This is a genomic window from Pantoea sp. X-Soil-OKNW-713 (assembly GCF_059730685.1).
Genome location: NZ_AP035995.1, coordinates 1218444 through 1233628, shown reverse-complemented (window position 1 = coordinate 1233628; position 15185 = coordinate 1218444). Strand labels below are relative to the sequence as shown.

The window sequence follows — 15185 nt, the reverse complement described above, 5'->3', positions numbered from 1 at the left end:
ACGATCAGAAAAGCCCTTACCCTTATACTGGTCACAACAGCAGCAAAGCATTACAATACGCGCCCAGCACTTACCTGCACTGAATTAATGGCTAGTCCAATGACCAAAAAACTGCATATCAAAACCTGGGGCTGTCAGATGAATGAGTATGATTCATCGAAGATGGCTGACCTGCTGAACAGCACCCACGGCTACACCCTGACTGAGGAAGCCGAAGAGGCAGACGTTCTGCTGCTCAACACCTGTTCCATTCGTGAGAAGGCACAGGAGAAGGTTTTCCATCAGTTAGGACGCTGGAAAACGCTGAAAGAGCGTAATCCCGACCTCATCATTGGCGTGGGTGGCTGCGTGGCTTCTCAGGAAGGCGACCATATTCGCCAGCGCGCGCCCTGCGTCGATATCGTGTTTGGTCCACAAACGCTGCATCGCCTGCCGGAGATGATCAACACCGTGCGCGGCAGCAAAAGTCCAATCGTCGATATCAGCTTCCCGGAAATTGAGAAATTTGACCGTCTGCCCGAACCGCGTGCAGAAGGCCCGACAGCGTTTGTTTCCATCATGGAAGGCTGCAACAAATACTGTACTTTCTGCGTGGTGCCTTACACCCGTGGCGAAGAAGTGAGCCGTCCAAGTGACGACATTCTGCTGGAAATCGCCCAGTTGGCGGCCCAGGGTGTGCGCGAAGTTAACCTGCTGGGCCAGAACGTCAACGCGTATCGCGGCGCGACCTTCGACGGTGACTTCTGCACCTTCGCTGAACTGCTGCGTCTGGTGGCGGCGATTGACGGTATCGACCGCATCCGTTTCACCACCAGCCATCCGATTGAGTTCACGGACGATATCATTGAGGTTTACCGTGATACACCGGAGCTGGTCAGCTTCCTGCATCTGCCGGTGCAGAGCGGCGCTGACCGCATTCTGACGCTGATGAAACGCGCGCACACGGCGCTGGAGTACAAAGCGATCATCCGTAAACTGCGCGTGGCGCGTCCGGATATTGAAATCAGCTCCGACTTTATCATCGGCTTCCCCGGTGAAACCCAGCAGGATTTCGAACAGACCATGAAGCTGATTGGCGATATCAATTTCGACATGAGCTTTAGCTTTATCTACTCCGCACGCCCTGGTACGCCAGCGGCCGACCTGCCGGACGATGTGCCGGAAGAGGAGAAGAAGCAACGCCTGTACATCCTGCAAGACCGCATCAACCAGCAGGCGATGGGCATCAGCCGCCGTATGTTGGGTACCGTGCAGCGCATCCTGGTGGAAGGTACCTCGCGTAAAAACGTGATGGAGCTGTCAGGTCGCACCGCAAACAACCGCGTGGTGAATTTCGAAGGCTCGGTCGGCATGATTGGTAAGTTCGTTGACGTGGAAATCGTCGATGTTTATACCAACTCATTACGTGGCAAAGTGGTACGTACTGAAGACGAGATGGGCCTGCGTGTGGTAGAAAGCCCGGCGTCGGTGATTGCGCGTACGCGTAAAGAGAACGAAATCGGCGTAGGTCTGTTCCAGCCTTGAAACCCCGACCTTTGAGCGACAGCGCACAAAACGCTGTCGCCTGTTGCCTCAGGCAGCACTTGCATTCTGGCAGTGCTGCCCAAATATCTCCCCTGAAGCTTGCGCCCAGGCGTTGCCCCATAAATAATTCCGTAATGATGCGTCGGGCCTTGCTGCCACGCCTCGGATACACTTTTTCAACTGGCCCTGAGTGACCCAAAGGATTCATTTGAATATCGAAACTCGTGAAATCGCCCTTGAACCGGTAGATAACCGCCGACTGCTCAGCCTGTGCGGTCCGTTTGATGACAATGTGAAACAGCTGGAACGGCGTCTGGGGATCGAAATCAACCGCCGTGACAACCAATTTAAACTGGTGGGCCGCACGCTGTGCGTCAACGCCGCAGCAGATATTCTGCGCACCCTGTATGTGGATACGGCACCCGTACGTGGTCAGTTCCAGGATATCGAACCCGAGCAAATCCATTTAGCGATTAAAGAGAGTCGCGTACTGGAACAAAGTGCGGAGAGCGTGCCGGAGTACGGTAAAGCGGTCAATATCAAGACCAAACGCGGCGTGATTAAACCGCGCACGCCCAACCAGGCGCAATACATCGCCAATATTCTCGACCATGACATTACCTTTGGTATCGGTCCTGCCGGTACGGGTAAAACCTATCTGGCGGTTGCTGCCGCAGTCGATGCGCTGGAACGCCAGGAAATTCGCCGTATTCTGCTGACGCGTCCGGCGGTGGAAGCCGGCGAGAAACTTGGTTTCCTGCCAGGCGATCTCAGCCAGAAAGTCGATCCTTATCTGCGCCCACTTTACGATGCGTTGTTCGAGATGCTCGGTTTTGAGCGGGTTGAAAAACTGATGGAGCGCAACGTCATCGAAGTGGCACCGCTGGCGTATATGCGTGGCCGTACGCTGAATGATGCCTTTATCATCCTTGATGAGAGCCAGAACACCACCATCGAGCAGATGAAGATGTTCCTGACGCGTATTGGGTTTAACTCCAAAGCAGTGATTACCGGTGACGTGACGCAGATTGACCTGCCGCGCCATACGAAATCCGGCCTGCGCCATGCTATCGAAGTGTTGTCCGAAGTCGATGAACTCAGCTTTAACTTCTTCCACAGCGAAGATGTGGTACGTCACCCGGTGGTGGCGCGCATCGTTATCGCCTATGAAGCCTGGGAAGAAGCAGACCAGAAGCGCCGTGATAAACAGGCCGAAGAGCGTAAACGTGAAGCGCTCGCGGCCACCCAACCCAGCCCGCAGGAGCCTTCATGAGCGCGGTAATTCTTGATCTACAACTGGCTTGTGCTGACAGCCAGGGCTTACCTGACGAAGCGGCTTTCCAGCGTTGGCTGGAAGCTGCCGTCACCCCGTTCCAGCCCGAGAGCGAAGTGACGATACGTCTGGTTGATGAGGCGGAAAGTCATGAGCTAAATCTGACTTATCGTGGGAAAGACAAGCCGACCAACGTGCTCTCTTTTCCCTTTGAAGCCCCACCCGGCATTGAGTTGCCGCTGCTGGGTGACCTGATTATTTGCCGCCAGGTCGTGGAGCAAGAAGCCGTCGAGCAAGGGAAAACCCTGGAAGCCCACTGGGCGCACATGGTGGTGCACGGTACACTGCACCTGCTGGGTTACGACCATATCGAAGACGATGAAGCCGAAGAAATGGAAGCGCTGGAGACCGAGATAATGCTTGCCCTTGGTTATCCGGACCCGTACATTTCGGAGAAAGAAGACGCCTGAGCCACTGGCTCCGGTCATTATGCTGCTGGCGTGGACGCCGGCAGTTTCCTTCCCTCACCAGAGAGAACTAAATAAAAACGCCATGAGCGACGACCATTCTCAAAACAGCGATGCACCCAGTAGTAAAAAGGGATTTTTTTCCCTGCTAATCAACCAATTGTTCCACGGCGAACCGAAAAACCGTGACGAACTGCTGGGGCTAATCCGCGATTCTGAGCAAAAAGAACTGATCGACCAGGACACCCGCGACATGCTGGAAGGGGTGCTGGATATTGCCGAACAACGCGTGCGCGACATCATGATCCCACGTTCCCAAATGATCACCCTGAAACGTAACCAGAGCCTCGAAGAGTGTCTGGCGGTGATCATCGAGTCGGCTCATTCCCGCTTTCCGGTGATCAGCGAAGATAAAGACCACGTTGAAGGCATTCTGATGGCGAAGGATTTGTTGCCCTTTATGAGCAGCGCCTCAGAACCTTTCAGCATGGAGAAGGTACTGCGTCCGGCAGTCGTGGTGCCGGAAAGCAAGCGTGTGGACCGCATGCTGAAAGAGTTCCGTTCACAGCGCTATCATATGGCGATTGTGATTGATGAGTTTGGCGGCGTGTCCGGTCTGGTGACCATTGAAGACATCCTTGAACTGATCGTCGGAGAGATTGAAGACGAGTATGACGATGAAGAAGATCGTGATATCCGTCAGTTAAACCGCCACACCTACACGGTGCGTGCGTTGACGCCGATTGAAGACTTCAACGAGGTGTTTGGTACCGGCTTCAGTGATGACGAAGTGGATACCATTGGCGGTCTGGTGATGCAGGGATTCGGCCACCTTCCCGCGCGCGGTGAAAGCATTGAAATTGATGGTTACCAATTCAAGGTCGCCATGGCTGACAGCCGCCGTATCATCCAGGTGCATGTAAAAATTCCGGAAGACTCGCCGCTCCCTCAACTGGATGACGAATAACTTTATGGCTTTAGCCTCTCTCTACTCGCGGCAGCGGGTTCGCCTGCTGCTGGCGTTAATTACGGGTGCCATCGGCACCCTTTCCTTTTCCCCGTATGATTTCTGGCCCGCGGCGCTGATTTCGCTGTGCGGCCTGCAACTGTTATTGCTGGACCGTCGTACCGCGCAGGCGGCCGCGATTGGCTTCGTCTGGGCTTTTGGCCTGTTCGGCAGTGGTATCAACTGGGTATACGTCAGCATTGCGACTTTTGGCGGTATGCCGGGACCGGTTAACGTTTTCCTGGTGGTGTTGCTGGCTGCCTACCTGTCGATCTACCCGATGCTGTTTGCCATCCTGCTTAATCGCCTGTGGCCTCGCGTCACGTTATGGCGTCTGGCAGTGGCGGCCCCGGCATTATGGCAAATTACCGAGTTCCTGCGCGGCTGGATCCTCACCGGTTTTCCGTGGCTCCAGTTTGGCTACAGCCAGATTGATGGCCCGCTGAAAGGCCTGGCTCCGCTGGCCGGAGTGGAAACCATTACCTTCCTGTTGATGGTCATTGCCGGTCTGCTGGCGTATGCGCTGCATCAACGCAACGTCAAAAGCCTGATCGCTGCCGCACTGCTGCTGTTGCTGCCGTGGCCGCTACGCATGTTGCAGTGGTATCAACCGCTGCCGGAGCGCAGTGTCAATGTCGCGATGGTACAGGGCAACATTCCGCAATCGATGAAGTGGGATCCCCAGCAACTGCTGAATACCCTGCGGGTCTACACCTCTTACAGCCAGCCGTGGATGGGCAAAGCGCCGATTATTATCTGGCCGGAATCGGCGATTACCGATCTGGAAAGCAATCAGCAACCGTTCCTGCGCGCGCTGGATGAAGAATTGCGCGCACGCGGTAGCTCACTCATCACTGGCATCGTCGATTCACGTCTGGAAGGCGACAACCGTTACCACGATTACAACTCGGTGATTGTGTTGGGTGGCGAACAATCTTACAGCTATCAAAGCCAAAACCGTTACCAGAAAAACCATCTGGTGCCGTTTGGTGAGTTTGTCCCGCTGGAAGAATTGCTACGACCGCTGGCACCGTTTTTCGATTTGCCAATGTCGTCCTTCAGCCGTGGCGCGTATATCCAGCCTGCGCTGAAAGTGGCGGGTTATAACCTGACCACCGCCATCTGCTATGAAATCGTATTGGGTGAACAGGTTCGCGCCAATTTCCATCAGGACACTAACTTCCTGCTTACCGTCTCGAATGATGCCTGGTTTGGTCACTCCATCGGCCCGTGGCAGCATTTCCAGATGGCGAGAATGCGGGCGCTGGAGCTGGGTCGTCCGTTACTGCGTGATACCAATAATGGCGTCACGGCGGTGGTTAACGCCAACGGAGAGGTTGAGAAGATGCTGCCGCAGTTCACCCGTGATGTGCTGACCGCCAAAGTGACTCCGACTACCGGTGAAACCCCCTATGCCAAAGCCGGTATTTGGCCGGTGTGGGTACTGACATTACTGGGCGTAGTGCTGGCGCTGTTTCGACGTCGTCACTAACCTCCCACTTTTTACCAAGGCGAAGCTCATCCTTCGCCTTTTTTTATCGCATTTTTCCGCTCCCTTCCCGTGGCTTTACCACATTCTCTGCTGGCTTTTTACACTCATTAATCGCTTTGGCACGATCATTGCTATTTATTTCAGTGTTTTTCGCAAACATCAGCTTTTGTCAGCGTAATGCTCGCCATGAAGCACCGTAATAAGGCAATGATGCGCACCATTGTGGCGCACAGGTCAAATTTTGCTTTTTATTGGTGCGGAGCGGCTCGCAAAAAAGAAACTTTTCTGTTTCATTGCGTTAACAATTCGCTATGTTAAGCACTATCCTGCGCGCGGTTGCGCTACGGGATAATCAGAAAAGCAGCGAAAAATACACACAACATCACAATCTGCGCAGTTTATCTGCTGTGCACCAGCAATACGAAGGAGTTGGAGATGAAATTACGGAAACTGGGCCTTTGCCTGGCTCTGGCTGGCCTCGCCTCCGTGGCTCATGCGGAAGATGCTAAACCGGCAGCCGCAGCACCGGCCGACCAGCAAGTCAGCACGCTGGATAAAATCAGCAAAAATGGCGTGATTGTCGTTGGGCATCGCGAATCGTCTGTTCCCTTCTCTTACTACGACAATGAGCAAAAAGTCGTCGGCTATTCGCAGGATTACTCCAACGCGATTGTTGAAGCCATTAAGAAAAAGCTGAACAAACCGGATTTGCAGGTCAAAATGCTGCCAATCACCTCGCAGAACCGTATTCCGTTGCTGCAAAACGGCACCTTTGATTTCGAATGTGGTTCCACCACCAACAACCTGGAACGTCAGCAACAGGCAGCCTTCTCTGACACCATCTTCGTGGTAGGTACACGTCTGCTGGTGAAAAAAGGCGGCCCGATTAAAGATTTCGCTGATCTGAAAGGTAAAACCGTGGTTGTCACCTCCGGCACCACCTCAGAAATTCTGCTGAACAAGCTGAATGATTCACAAAAAATGGGCATGCGTATTATCAGCGCCAAAGATCACGGTGACTCCTTCCGTACGCTGGAAACCGGTCGTGCCGTGGCCTTTATGATGGATGACGCCCTGTTGGCCGGTGAACGCGCCAAAGCGAAGAAACCGGATAACTGGGAAATCCTCGGCACGCCGCAATCGCATGAAGCTTACGGCTGTATGCTGCGCAAAAACGATCCTGAGTTTAAAAAGCTGATGGATGACACCATTGCCCAGGCGCAGACCTCTGGCGAAGCGGCCAAATGGTTTGATAAGTGGTTCAAAAATCCGATCCCGCCAAAAGGCATGAACATCAATTTTGATCTCTCGGATGATATGAAAGCGCTGTTCAAAGCACCAAACGACAAGGCAATGAACTAACAATCACAATAAGGGCGGCCCTGCTGCCCTCTCGATTGCTGAAAACACGGTGCGGACAGACAGACTCTCACAGGTCGTTCCCCTGAGAAGAGTAAGCAAGACACCGTTCATCAATCTTCCGGGTAACTTATACCCTACAGGTATAAGTTACCCTTTTTTTACCGGAGCTCGTTATGGGTATCGACTGGAACTGGGGCATCTTTTTACAACCGGCCCCGTTCGGCAACACGACCTACCTCGGCTGGCTGTGGTCCGGATTTCAGGTGACCATCGCCGTCTCCTGCTGCGCCTGGATTATCGCTTTCTTTGTAGGTTCCTTCTTTGGCATTCTGCGTACCGTGCCTAATCGCCTGTTATCAACGATTGGTACTTGTTACGTGGAGTTGTTCCGCAATATTCCACTGATTGTGCAGTTCTTCTTCTGGTATCTGGTCGCGCCGGAACTGGTGGGGGAGAACCTTGGCATGTGGTTTAAATCGGAACTGGACCCGAACATTCAATTCTTCTCTTCATCGGTGATTTGCCTTGGGCTATTCACCGGTGCGCGCGTCAGTGAGCAGGTGCGTGCCGCAATTCAGTCGTTGCCGCGCGGCCAGAAAAATGCGGGGCTGGCGATGGGTCTGACCCTGCCGCAAACTTATCGCTACGTGCTGCTGCCAAATGCGTATCGCGTGATTGTGCCGCCGATGACCTCGGAAATGCTTAACCTGGTGAAGAACTCCGCCATCGCCTCAACCATCGGTTTGGTAGATATGGCCGCGCAGGCGGGTAAGTTGCTGGATTACTCAGCACACGCCTACGAATCTTTCACCGCCATCACCCTGGCTTACATTGGTATTAACCTGGTGATTATGCTGCTGATGAGTCTGGTGGAGCGCAAAGTGCGACTGCCCGGCAATATGGGAGGGAAATAATGTACGATTTTGACTGGAGTTCAATTCCTCCCAGCCTGCCCTACCTGCTGAACGGTATGGTGATTACCCTCAAAATCACGCTGACTGCGGTGGTGTTCGGTATCATTTGGGGCACCATCCTCGCGGTGATGCGCCTGTCGCCCTTCACGCCGGTCCGCTGGTTTGCCAAGTTGTACGTCAACCTGTTCCGATCCGTACCGCTGGTTATGGTGCTGCTGTGGTTTTATCTGGTGGTGCCGAGTTTCCTGCAACAGGTGCTGGGCTTGTCGCCGAAGACCGATATTCGCCTCATCTCCGCGATGGTAGCCTTTTCGCTGTTTGAAGCCGCTTACTACTCGGAGATTATCCGAGCCGGCATCATCAGTATCGCCCGTGGGCAATCCAGTGCCGCACTGGCGCTGGGCATGACCCACTGGCAATCGATGCAACTGGTGATCCTGCCGCAGGCGTTTCGTGCGATGGTGCCGCTGTTACTGACCCAGGGGATTGTGCTGTTTCAGGATACCTCGCTGGTGTACGTACTCAGCCTGGCAGACTTCTTCCGCACCGCGTCCACCATTGGTGAGCGTGACGGTACCCAGGTAGAAATGATTTTGTTTGCCGGACTGGTCTACTTTGTGATCAGCCTGAGCGCTTCGCTGTTGGTTAGTTATCTGAAAAGAAAAAGGACGGTTTAAATGATTAGCCTGAAAAATGTATCTAAGTGGTATGGGCACTTTCAGGTGCTGACCGACTGCTCCACCGAAGTGAAAACCGGTGAAGTGGTGGTGGTATGCGGTCCGTCCGGCTCTGGCAAATCAACGCTGATCAAAACGGTGAACGGTCTGGAACCTATCCAGCAGGGCAGCATTCAGGTCACCGGCATCGAAGTCAACGACAAGAAAACCAACCTCGCACAGCTACGTAGCAAAGTCGGTATGGTGTTCCAGCACTTCGAACTGTTCCCGCACCTCAGCATCGTCGACAACCTGACGCTGGCGCAGGTCAAAGTGCTGAAGCGCGATAAGAAGGCGGCGCGCGAAAAAGGGCTGAAGCTGTTGGCGCGTGTCGGCTTATCCGCGCATGCTGACAAGTTTCCCGGCCAGCTCTCCGGCGGCCAGCAGCAGCGTGTCGCGATCGCCCGTGCGCTGTGCATGGATCCGGTGGCCATGTTGTTCGATGAGCCAACTTCAGCGCTCGACCCGGAAATGATCAATGAAGTGCTGGACGTGATGGTGGAACTGGCGCAGGAAGGGATGACCATGATGGTGGTTACCCACGAAATGGGCTTTGCCCGCAAAGTCGCCAATCGCGTGATCTTTATGGACGAAGGCAAAATTGTTGAAGACACCAACAAGGATGATTTCTTTAACAATCCGCAATCAGATCGCGCCAAAGACTTCCTGGCGAAGATCCTGCACTAACGCATAACCCGTCGTGGCGCGATAAATCGCGCCGCGACGAAATAGGATCAGGGTTCAAATGGCTGGCGCTGGAACTGATCGTGGCCGCATTCCGGACAACGGGTTAAGGTCTCCGGGGTATAAATGGCGCGGGTGAAATGACACTTCTCGCATACCAGATTCCCCAGCCCCACCACTTCGCCGCTTTGATAGACGCCATGATGACGCAGATCCTGAAACACTTCGCGCCACTCCAGTTGGCTCTTATCGGTGATATCAGCCAATTCCTTCCAGATGCTCTCACGGATAACACGCATAAAGACCGAGTCACCCACTGCATCGGATGACTCCTCATAGCTGAGTGCAAACTCCTGGAGATCCCGCCGTACTGCACGCATCACTTCATCGACCTCTGCCGACGTCAAATTCTGCTGCGCCAGCAGGCGCAGACGTGCACTGGCAACCAGCGCCTCGATATCACGCTCGCCACGCTCCAGCCGTTGGGTTAATGCCGCTACCGTCGCACGATAGACCTGCGCCACGTTATTCATTTTGTTCTCCTTTCTGCTGCGAATGCCCTGATTAAGTTTAGTCACTGGCAAGTGCACGCGTTGAGGAAATCACAAAAGGGTGAATGTGGCGGCGCATTCAGTAGAAATCGCGCGGGCAAAGGCGCGAAGTGTTGTTGAGGGGCAGCCTTATGGGTATGCTATGCGGATCTAAAAGTACGCTTAGAGCGATATTCATTAAGGACCACAGGCAGCCATGCAAGAGCAATACCGCCCGGAAGAGATAGAATCCCGCGTCCAGCAGCACTGGGACGAAAATGAAACCTTTAAAGTGACCGAGCAGGAAGGCAAAGAGAAATACTACTGCCTCTCTATGCTGCCCTATCCTTCCGGCCGCCTGCACATGGGCCATGTGCGTAACTACACCATCGGTGATGTGATTGCCCGTTATCAGCGTATGCTGGGCAAAAACGTGCTGCAACCCATTGGCTGGGATGCATTTGGTCTGCCCGCCGAAGGTGCGGCAGTCAAAAATAACACCGCCCCTGCCCCCTGGACGTACGACAACATCCAGTACATGAAAAACCAGCTCAAACTGCTGGGTTTTGGTTATGACTGGAGCCGCGAACTGGCAACCTGCCAGCCGGAATATTATCGCTGGGAACAATGGTTCTTCACCAAGCTGTACGAAAAAGGCCTGGTTTATAAGAAGACCTCGGCGGTCAACTGGTGCCCAAATGACCAGACCGTTCTGGCGAACGAGCAGGTCATTGACGGCTGCTGCTGGCGTTGTGACACCAAAGTGGAGCGTAAAGAGATTCCACAATGGTTTGTCAAAATCACTGACTATGCTGAAGAACTGCTGAACGACCTCGACAAGCTGGAAGATTGGCCGGAACAGGTCAAAACCATGCAGCGCAACTGGATTGGCCGCTCAGAAGGCGTGGAGATCACTTTCAACGTTGCCAACAGTGACGAAAAAGTGACGGTCTACACCACCCGCCCGGACACCTTTATGGGGGCGACTTACGTAGCTGTTGCCGCAGGCCATCCTTTGGCGCAGCAGGCTGCAACCAGCAACCCAGCGCTGGTGGACTTCATTGACGAATGCCGCAACACCAAAGTGGCAGAAGCCGATATGGCGACGATGGAGAAAAAAGGTATGGCCACCGGCCTGCATGCCATCCATCCGCTGACCGGCGAAGAGATCCCTGTGTGGGTCGCCAACTTCGTCCTGATGGAGTACGGCACCGGTGCGGTGATGGCAGTTCCGGGCCACGACCAGCGCGACTGGGAATTCGCCACCAAATACGACCTGTCAATCAAGCCGGTTATTCTGAACCTCGATGGTACGGCACCCGACCTGAGTGCAGCCGCGATGACCGAAAAAGGCACGCTGTTTAACTCCGGCGAATATGACGGGCTCGACCATCAGGCAGGCTTCAACGCCATCGCCGATGCGCTGACCGCCAAAGGCGTTGGCGTGCGCAAAGTTAACTACCGTCTGCGCGACTGGGGTGTTTCCCGTCAGCGTTACTGGGGTGCGCCGATCCCGATGGTCACGCTGGAAGATGGCACCGTGATGCCAACCCCGGAAGATCAATTGCCGGTGATCCTGCCAGAAGACGTAGTGATGGACGGCATTACCAGCCCAATCAAAGCGGATCCTGAGTGGGCGAAAACCACCGTAAACGGCCAACCTGCGCTGCGTGAAACCGATACTTTTGACACCTTCATGGAGTCATCCTGGTACTACGCGCGTTACACCTGTGCCAACTACAACGAAGGTATGCTGGACCCGGCTGCTGCGAACTACTGGCTGCCGGTCGATCAGTATGTTGGCGGTATCGAACACGCCATCATGCACCTGATGTACTTCCGCTTCTATCACAAGCTGCTGCGTGATGCGGGCCTGGTGAACTCTGACGAGCCAGCCAAACGCCTGCTGTGTCAGGGCATGGTGCTGGCAGATGCCTTCTACTACGTGGGTGCCAACGGCGAGCGTAACTGGGTTTCTCCGGTTGACGTCAACGTCGAGCGCGATGAGAAAGGTCGCATCGTAAAAGCTATCGACAATCAGGGCCGCGAAGTGATTTACGCTGGCATGAGCAAAATGTCGAAGTCGAAAAACAACGGTATCGACCCGCAGTTGATGGTAGAACGTTACGGTGCAGATACCGTACGTCTGTTTATGATGTTTGCTTCCCCGGCAGAAATGACGCTGGAGTGGCAGGAATCAGGCGTGGAAGGCGCAAACCGCTTCCTGAAACGTGTCTGGAAACTGGCCTGGGATCACGTCGCAAAAGGTGCCACCGTTGCGCTGGATGTGAACAGCCTGAACGACGATCAGAAAGCACTGCGTCGCGATCTGCACAAAACCATTGCCAAAGTGGCGGATGATATTGGCCGTCGTCAGACCTTCAACACCGCGATTGCAGCGATCATGGAGCTGATGAACAAGCTGATCCGCGCACCGCAGGAGAGCGATCAGGATCGCGCCCTGTTGCAGGAAGCGTTGGTGGCTGTCACGCGTCTGCTGTATCCGTTCACACCGCACACCAGCTATGCCCTGTGGGAAGCGCTGGGCGGTGAAGGGACTATCGACGACGCCAGCTGGCCGGTCGCTGACGAAGCAGCTATGGTTGAAGACTCACTGCTGGTGGTGGTTCAGGTAAACGGCAAAGTGCGCGGCAAAATCACCGTTGCGCCCGATGCCACCCAGGAGCAGGTGCAGGCGCGTGCCGTGCAGGAGCATCTGGTGGCGAAATATCTGGAAGGCGTCACCATTCGTAAAGTGATTTATGTCCCCGGCAAACTGCTTAACCTGGTCGTGGGTTAAGTTCAGGAGGAACTGTGCGACAACTGATTATCAGGCTGTTTGTCCTGCTGGCGGTGATGATCACCGCTGGCTGTGGTTTTCATCCGCGTGGTACGACACAAATACCCGCGGAAATGAAAACGTTGATCGTCTCTACCGGCGATCCCTATGGTCCACTGGCTCGAACCGTTCGTCAGCAGTTGCGTCTGAATAATGTGCGCATTGTTGATGACACCAAAGATGCACGCGCCACTATTCCGACGCTGCGTCTGGGTGCAGAACGCCAGGGCCGTGATACCGCATCGGTGTTCATTAGCGGGACCACCGCGGAATACTCGCTGGTGATGACCGTCACCGCGCAGGTATTGCTGCCAGGCAAAGGGATCTACCCGATCAGCACCACGGTGTATCGTTCCTTCTTCGACAACCCGAATGCCGCACTGGCGAAGGATGCCGAGCAGGACAAGATCGTGCAGGAGATGCGTCAACGTGCAGCCGAGCAACTGGTACGTAAGCTGCTGGTGGTGCATGCCGCACAGGAAAGCCAAAAAGACACGCTGCCAGAACCTGAGGTCATTGTCCCTGGAGAATCACCGGAAGTGCCCTCCTCGTCAGCTACCAGTCTGCAATGATCAGGATCTATCCTGAACAACTCAGCGCGCAGCTCCGTGAGGGGCTGCGCGCCTGTTATTTTCTCACCGGCAATGAACCACTGCTGATTCAGGAGAGCGCCGACGCCATTCGAGCGGCGTCGACGACTCAGGGATTTGAAGAGCATTTCAGCGTGGCGCTGGATGCGCAAACCAGTTGGGACGATTTGTTCGCCAGCTGTCAGTCACTCAGCCTGTTTACTCAACGCCAGACTTTAACTCTGCTGTTCCCGGATAATGGCCCGAATGCGGCGATGGCCGAACAGTTGGTCAAACTTGCCAGCCTGTTGCACAGCGATATTTTGCTGGTGCTGCGTATGGCAAAACTGACTAAAGCGCAGGAAAACAGCGCCTGGTTTAAAGCCCTGAGCGCTAAGGCAGTGCTGGTGCCCTGCCAGACGCCCGAGCAGGCCCAGTTGCCGCGTTGGGTGATGAATCGCGCTAAAGCGATGAAGCTTCAGGTGGACGACGCCGCCATCCAACTGCTTTGCTACTGTTATGAAGGCAATCTGCTGGCACTGGCGCAGGCACTGGAACGGCTGTCGTTATTATGGCCGGATGGCAAGCTGACGCTGCCTCGCGTGGAAGAAGCAGTGAACGATGCCGCACACTTTACCCCGTTTCACTGGGTAGATGCGCTGCTGGCTGGCAAAAGTAAACGCGCCCTGCACATCCTGCATCAGCTGGAGAAAGAAGACAGCGAAGTGGTGATTCTGCTGCGCAGTCTGCAACGTGATCTGCTGACGTTGCTGCATTTGCAACGCCATCAGGCGCAACAAGCGTTGCGTACCCTGATGGATCAACAGCGTATCTGGCAGAATCGGCGGGCGTTGTTTATGGAGGCGTTACAACGGCTGGATGCGCGCCGTCTGCAACGTGCTATTCATCTGCTGGCGGAGATTGAGCTGTCGATGAAACAGGATTACGGTCAAAATCTTTGGCCGCAGCTGGAAACCTTATCCCTGCTGCTGTGTCACCGCGATTTCCCGATGAGTTTTGCTGATGTCTGAACTTTATGCCCTGTTTGGCGGCACCTTTGATCCGATCCACTTTGGGCATCTGCATCCGGTTGAAGCGCTGGCGCAGCAGGTCGGCCTGAAAAAAGTCACCCTGCTGCCGAACAATGTTCCCCCCCATCGCCCACAACCACAAGCCAGCGCCCGGCAACGTGTTGAAATGTTACGCTGTGCAATCGCTGACCGACCCTTGTTTGACATTGATACGCGCGAACTGGAACGCGACACACCGTCATGGACAGTGGCAACGCTGGAAGCATTACGTGCGGAACGTGGAGCGCAGCAGCCTCTCGGATTTATCATCGGTCAGGATTCTCTGCTAACGTTATCCAAATGGCACCGCTGGCAGGACTTGTTGTCGCTGTGTCATTTGCTGGTGTGCAAGCGTCCTGGCTATCCGACGCAGATGGACACCCCTGAGATGCAACAGTGGCTGGATCAGCATCTCGCCCGCGATGTGCAACAACTGCATCGTCTTCCGGCTGGCCATATCTGGCTGGCCGATACGCCGCTTTTCGACATTTCAGCCACAGAAATTCGGCAACGCCGTCATCTGGGCGTTTCCTGTACGGATTTATTGCCTGCATCGGTCATCGACTATATTGATCGTGCTGGCTTATACCTTGAATAATTCAGGTTGACGCCGGGCATTCCCGCCCTGTCTGGGCAGGGAGAATATTCGCCACGTATCTTCCGACAACCTGAAAGATAGGCGGAATATATCTATATTTCGCCGACCGATCGCGACATGCTATACTGCGCCGCTTCATAT

At 54.6% G+C, this 15185-nt stretch carries 14 protein-coding genes; 13 read left to right on the top strand and 1 reads right to left on the bottom strand.

Translation table 11 applies throughout. The annotated features are described in order from the left end of the window. Positions 1-99 precede the first annotated feature (99 nt). The 9 genes from miaB (at position 100) to AC6I8R_RS05585 (ending at position 9441) form a co-directional block, all read left to right on the top strand. A complete protein-coding gene (gene miaB / locus AC6I8R_RS05625) occupies positions 100-1524 on the top strand; it encodes a tRNA (N6-isopentenyl adenosine(37)-C2)-methylthiotransferase MiaB (protein ID WP_021182382.1) in 1425 nt (474 codons plus the stop codon). 208 nt (positions 1525-1732) lie between these two features. Further along, positions 1733-2797 carry a PhoH family protein gene (locus tag AC6I8R_RS05620; protein WP_021182381.1) on the top strand — a complete coding sequence of 355 codons (1065 nt, stop codon included), beginning with the start codon at positions 1733-1735 and terminating at the stop codon, positions 2795-2797. Then, complete coding sequence (gene ybeY / locus AC6I8R_RS05615; RefSeq protein WP_021182380.1) at positions 2794-3267, top strand: rRNA maturation RNase YbeY; 474 nt, start codon at positions 2794-2796, stop codon at positions 3265-3267. Before AC6I8R_RS05620 ends, ybeY begins: the two co-directional genes overlap by 4 nt. A gap of 82 nt (positions 3268-3349) precedes the next feature. Then, entirely contained in the window at positions 3350-4231 is an 882-nt protein-coding gene (gene corC, locus AC6I8R_RS05610; protein ID WP_036624428.1) for a CNNM family magnesium/cobalt transport protein CorC, read from the top strand. A gap of 4 nt (positions 4232-4235) precedes the next feature. Then, entirely contained in the window at positions 4236-5762 is a 1527-nt protein-coding gene (gene lnt / locus AC6I8R_RS05605) for an apolipoprotein N-acyltransferase (RefSeq protein WP_497831997.1), read from the top strand. Positions 5763-6197: 435 nt separating this feature from the next. After that, complete coding sequence (locus AC6I8R_RS05600; protein ID WP_021182377.1) at positions 6198-7124, top strand: glutamate/aspartate ABC transporter substrate-binding protein; 927 nt, start codon at positions 6198-6200, stop codon at positions 7122-7124. A gap of 173 nt (positions 7125-7297) precedes the next feature. Continuing rightward, positions 7298-8038, top strand: coding sequence for an amino acid ABC transporter permease (locus AC6I8R_RS05595; protein ID WP_021182376.1), 741 nt, complete (start codon positions 7298-7300; stop codon positions 8036-8038). Further along, entirely contained in the window at positions 8038-8715 is a 678-nt protein-coding gene (gltK, locus tag AC6I8R_RS05590; protein ID WP_021182375.1) for a glutamate/aspartate ABC transporter permease GltK, read from the top strand. Before AC6I8R_RS05595 ends, gltK begins: the two co-directional genes overlap by 1 nt. Continuing rightward, positions 8716-9441 (top strand): amino acid ABC transporter ATP-binding protein, encoded by a 726-nt coding sequence (locus AC6I8R_RS05585; RefSeq protein WP_013508259.1) that lies wholly within the window; start codon positions 8716-8718, stop codon positions 9439-9441. A gap of 47 nt (positions 9442-9488) precedes the next feature. Here AC6I8R_RS05585 and AC6I8R_RS05580 read toward each other — a convergent pair whose 3' ends face one another. Continuing rightward, entirely contained in the window at positions 9489-9971 is a 483-nt protein-coding gene (locus AC6I8R_RS05580; protein ID WP_021182374.1) for a zinc ribbon-containing protein, read from the bottom strand. A 214-nt stretch (positions 9972-10185) separates the two neighbouring features. Between AC6I8R_RS05580 and leuS the strand changes: the two genes are divergently transcribed. Genes leuS through nadD form a run of 4 tightly spaced genes read left to right on the top strand, consistent with a single transcriptional unit; the run spans position 10186 to position 15044 of the window. Next, positions 10186-12768, top strand: a complete 2583-nt coding sequence (gene leuS, locus AC6I8R_RS05575; RefSeq protein ID WP_497831996.1) for a leucine--tRNA ligase — start codon at positions 10186-10188, stop codon at positions 12766-12768. A 14-nt stretch (positions 12769-12782) separates the two neighbouring features. Then, positions 12783-13379, top strand: coding sequence for an LPS assembly lipoprotein LptE (gene lptE / locus AC6I8R_RS05570; RefSeq protein ID WP_021182372.1), 597 nt, complete (start codon positions 12783-12785; stop codon positions 13377-13379). Then, a complete protein-coding gene (gene holA / locus AC6I8R_RS05565) occupies positions 13376-14407 on the top strand; it encodes a DNA polymerase III subunit delta (RefSeq protein ID WP_415173230.1) in 1032 nt (343 codons plus the stop codon). The genes lptE and holA overlap by 4 nt, the downstream gene beginning before the upstream one ends. Next, complete coding sequence (nadD, locus tag AC6I8R_RS05560; protein WP_415173231.1) at positions 14400-15044, top strand: nicotinate-nucleotide adenylyltransferase; 645 nt, start codon at positions 14400-14402, stop codon at positions 15042-15044. The genes holA and nadD overlap by 8 nt, the downstream gene beginning before the upstream one ends. Positions 15045-15185: the final 141 nt, after the last annotated feature.

Bases quoted from the DNA above. Each gene is read 5' to 3' on its own strand.
- leuS (WP_497831996.1), top strand. From the start codon at position 10,186: ATGCAAGAGCAATACCGCCCGGAAGAGATAGAATCCCGCGTCCAGCAG.
- AC6I8R_RS05585 (WP_013508259.1), top strand. From the start codon at position 8,716: ATGATTAGCCTGAAAAATGTATCTAAGTGGTATGGGCACTTTCAGGTG.
- AC6I8R_RS05600 (WP_021182377.1), top strand. From the start codon at position 6,198: ATGAAATTACGGAAACTGGGCCTTTGCCTGGCTCTGGCTGGCCTCGCC.
- lnt (WP_497831997.1), top strand. From the start codon at position 4,236: ATGGCTTTAGCCTCTCTCTACTCGCGGCAGCGGGTTCGCCTGCTGCTG.
- AC6I8R_RS05580 (WP_021182374.1), bottom strand. From the start codon at position 9,971: ATGAATAACGTGGCGCAGGTCTATCGTGCGACGGTAGCGGCATTAACC.
- miaB (WP_021182382.1), top strand. From the start codon at position 100: ATGACCAAAAAACTGCATATCAAAACCTGGGGCTGTCAGATGAATGAG.
- holA (WP_415173230.1), top strand. From the start codon at position 13,376: ATGATCAGGATCTATCCTGAACAACTCAGCGCGCAGCTCCGTGAGGGG.
- ybeY (WP_021182380.1), top strand. From the start codon at position 2,794: ATGAGCGCGGTAATTCTTGATCTACAACTGGCTTGTGCTGACAGCCAG.
- corC (WP_036624428.1), top strand. From the start codon at position 3,350: ATGAGCGACGACCATTCTCAAAACAGCGATGCACCCAGTAGTAAAAAG.
- nadD (WP_415173231.1), top strand. From the start codon at position 14,400: ATGTCTGAACTTTATGCCCTGTTTGGCGGCACCTTTGATCCGATCCAC.
- AC6I8R_RS05595 (WP_021182376.1), top strand. From the start codon at position 7,298: ATGGGTATCGACTGGAACTGGGGCATCTTTTTACAACCGGCCCCGTTC.
- gltK (WP_021182375.1), top strand. From the start codon at position 8,038: ATGTACGATTTTGACTGGAGTTCAATTCCTCCCAGCCTGCCCTACCTG.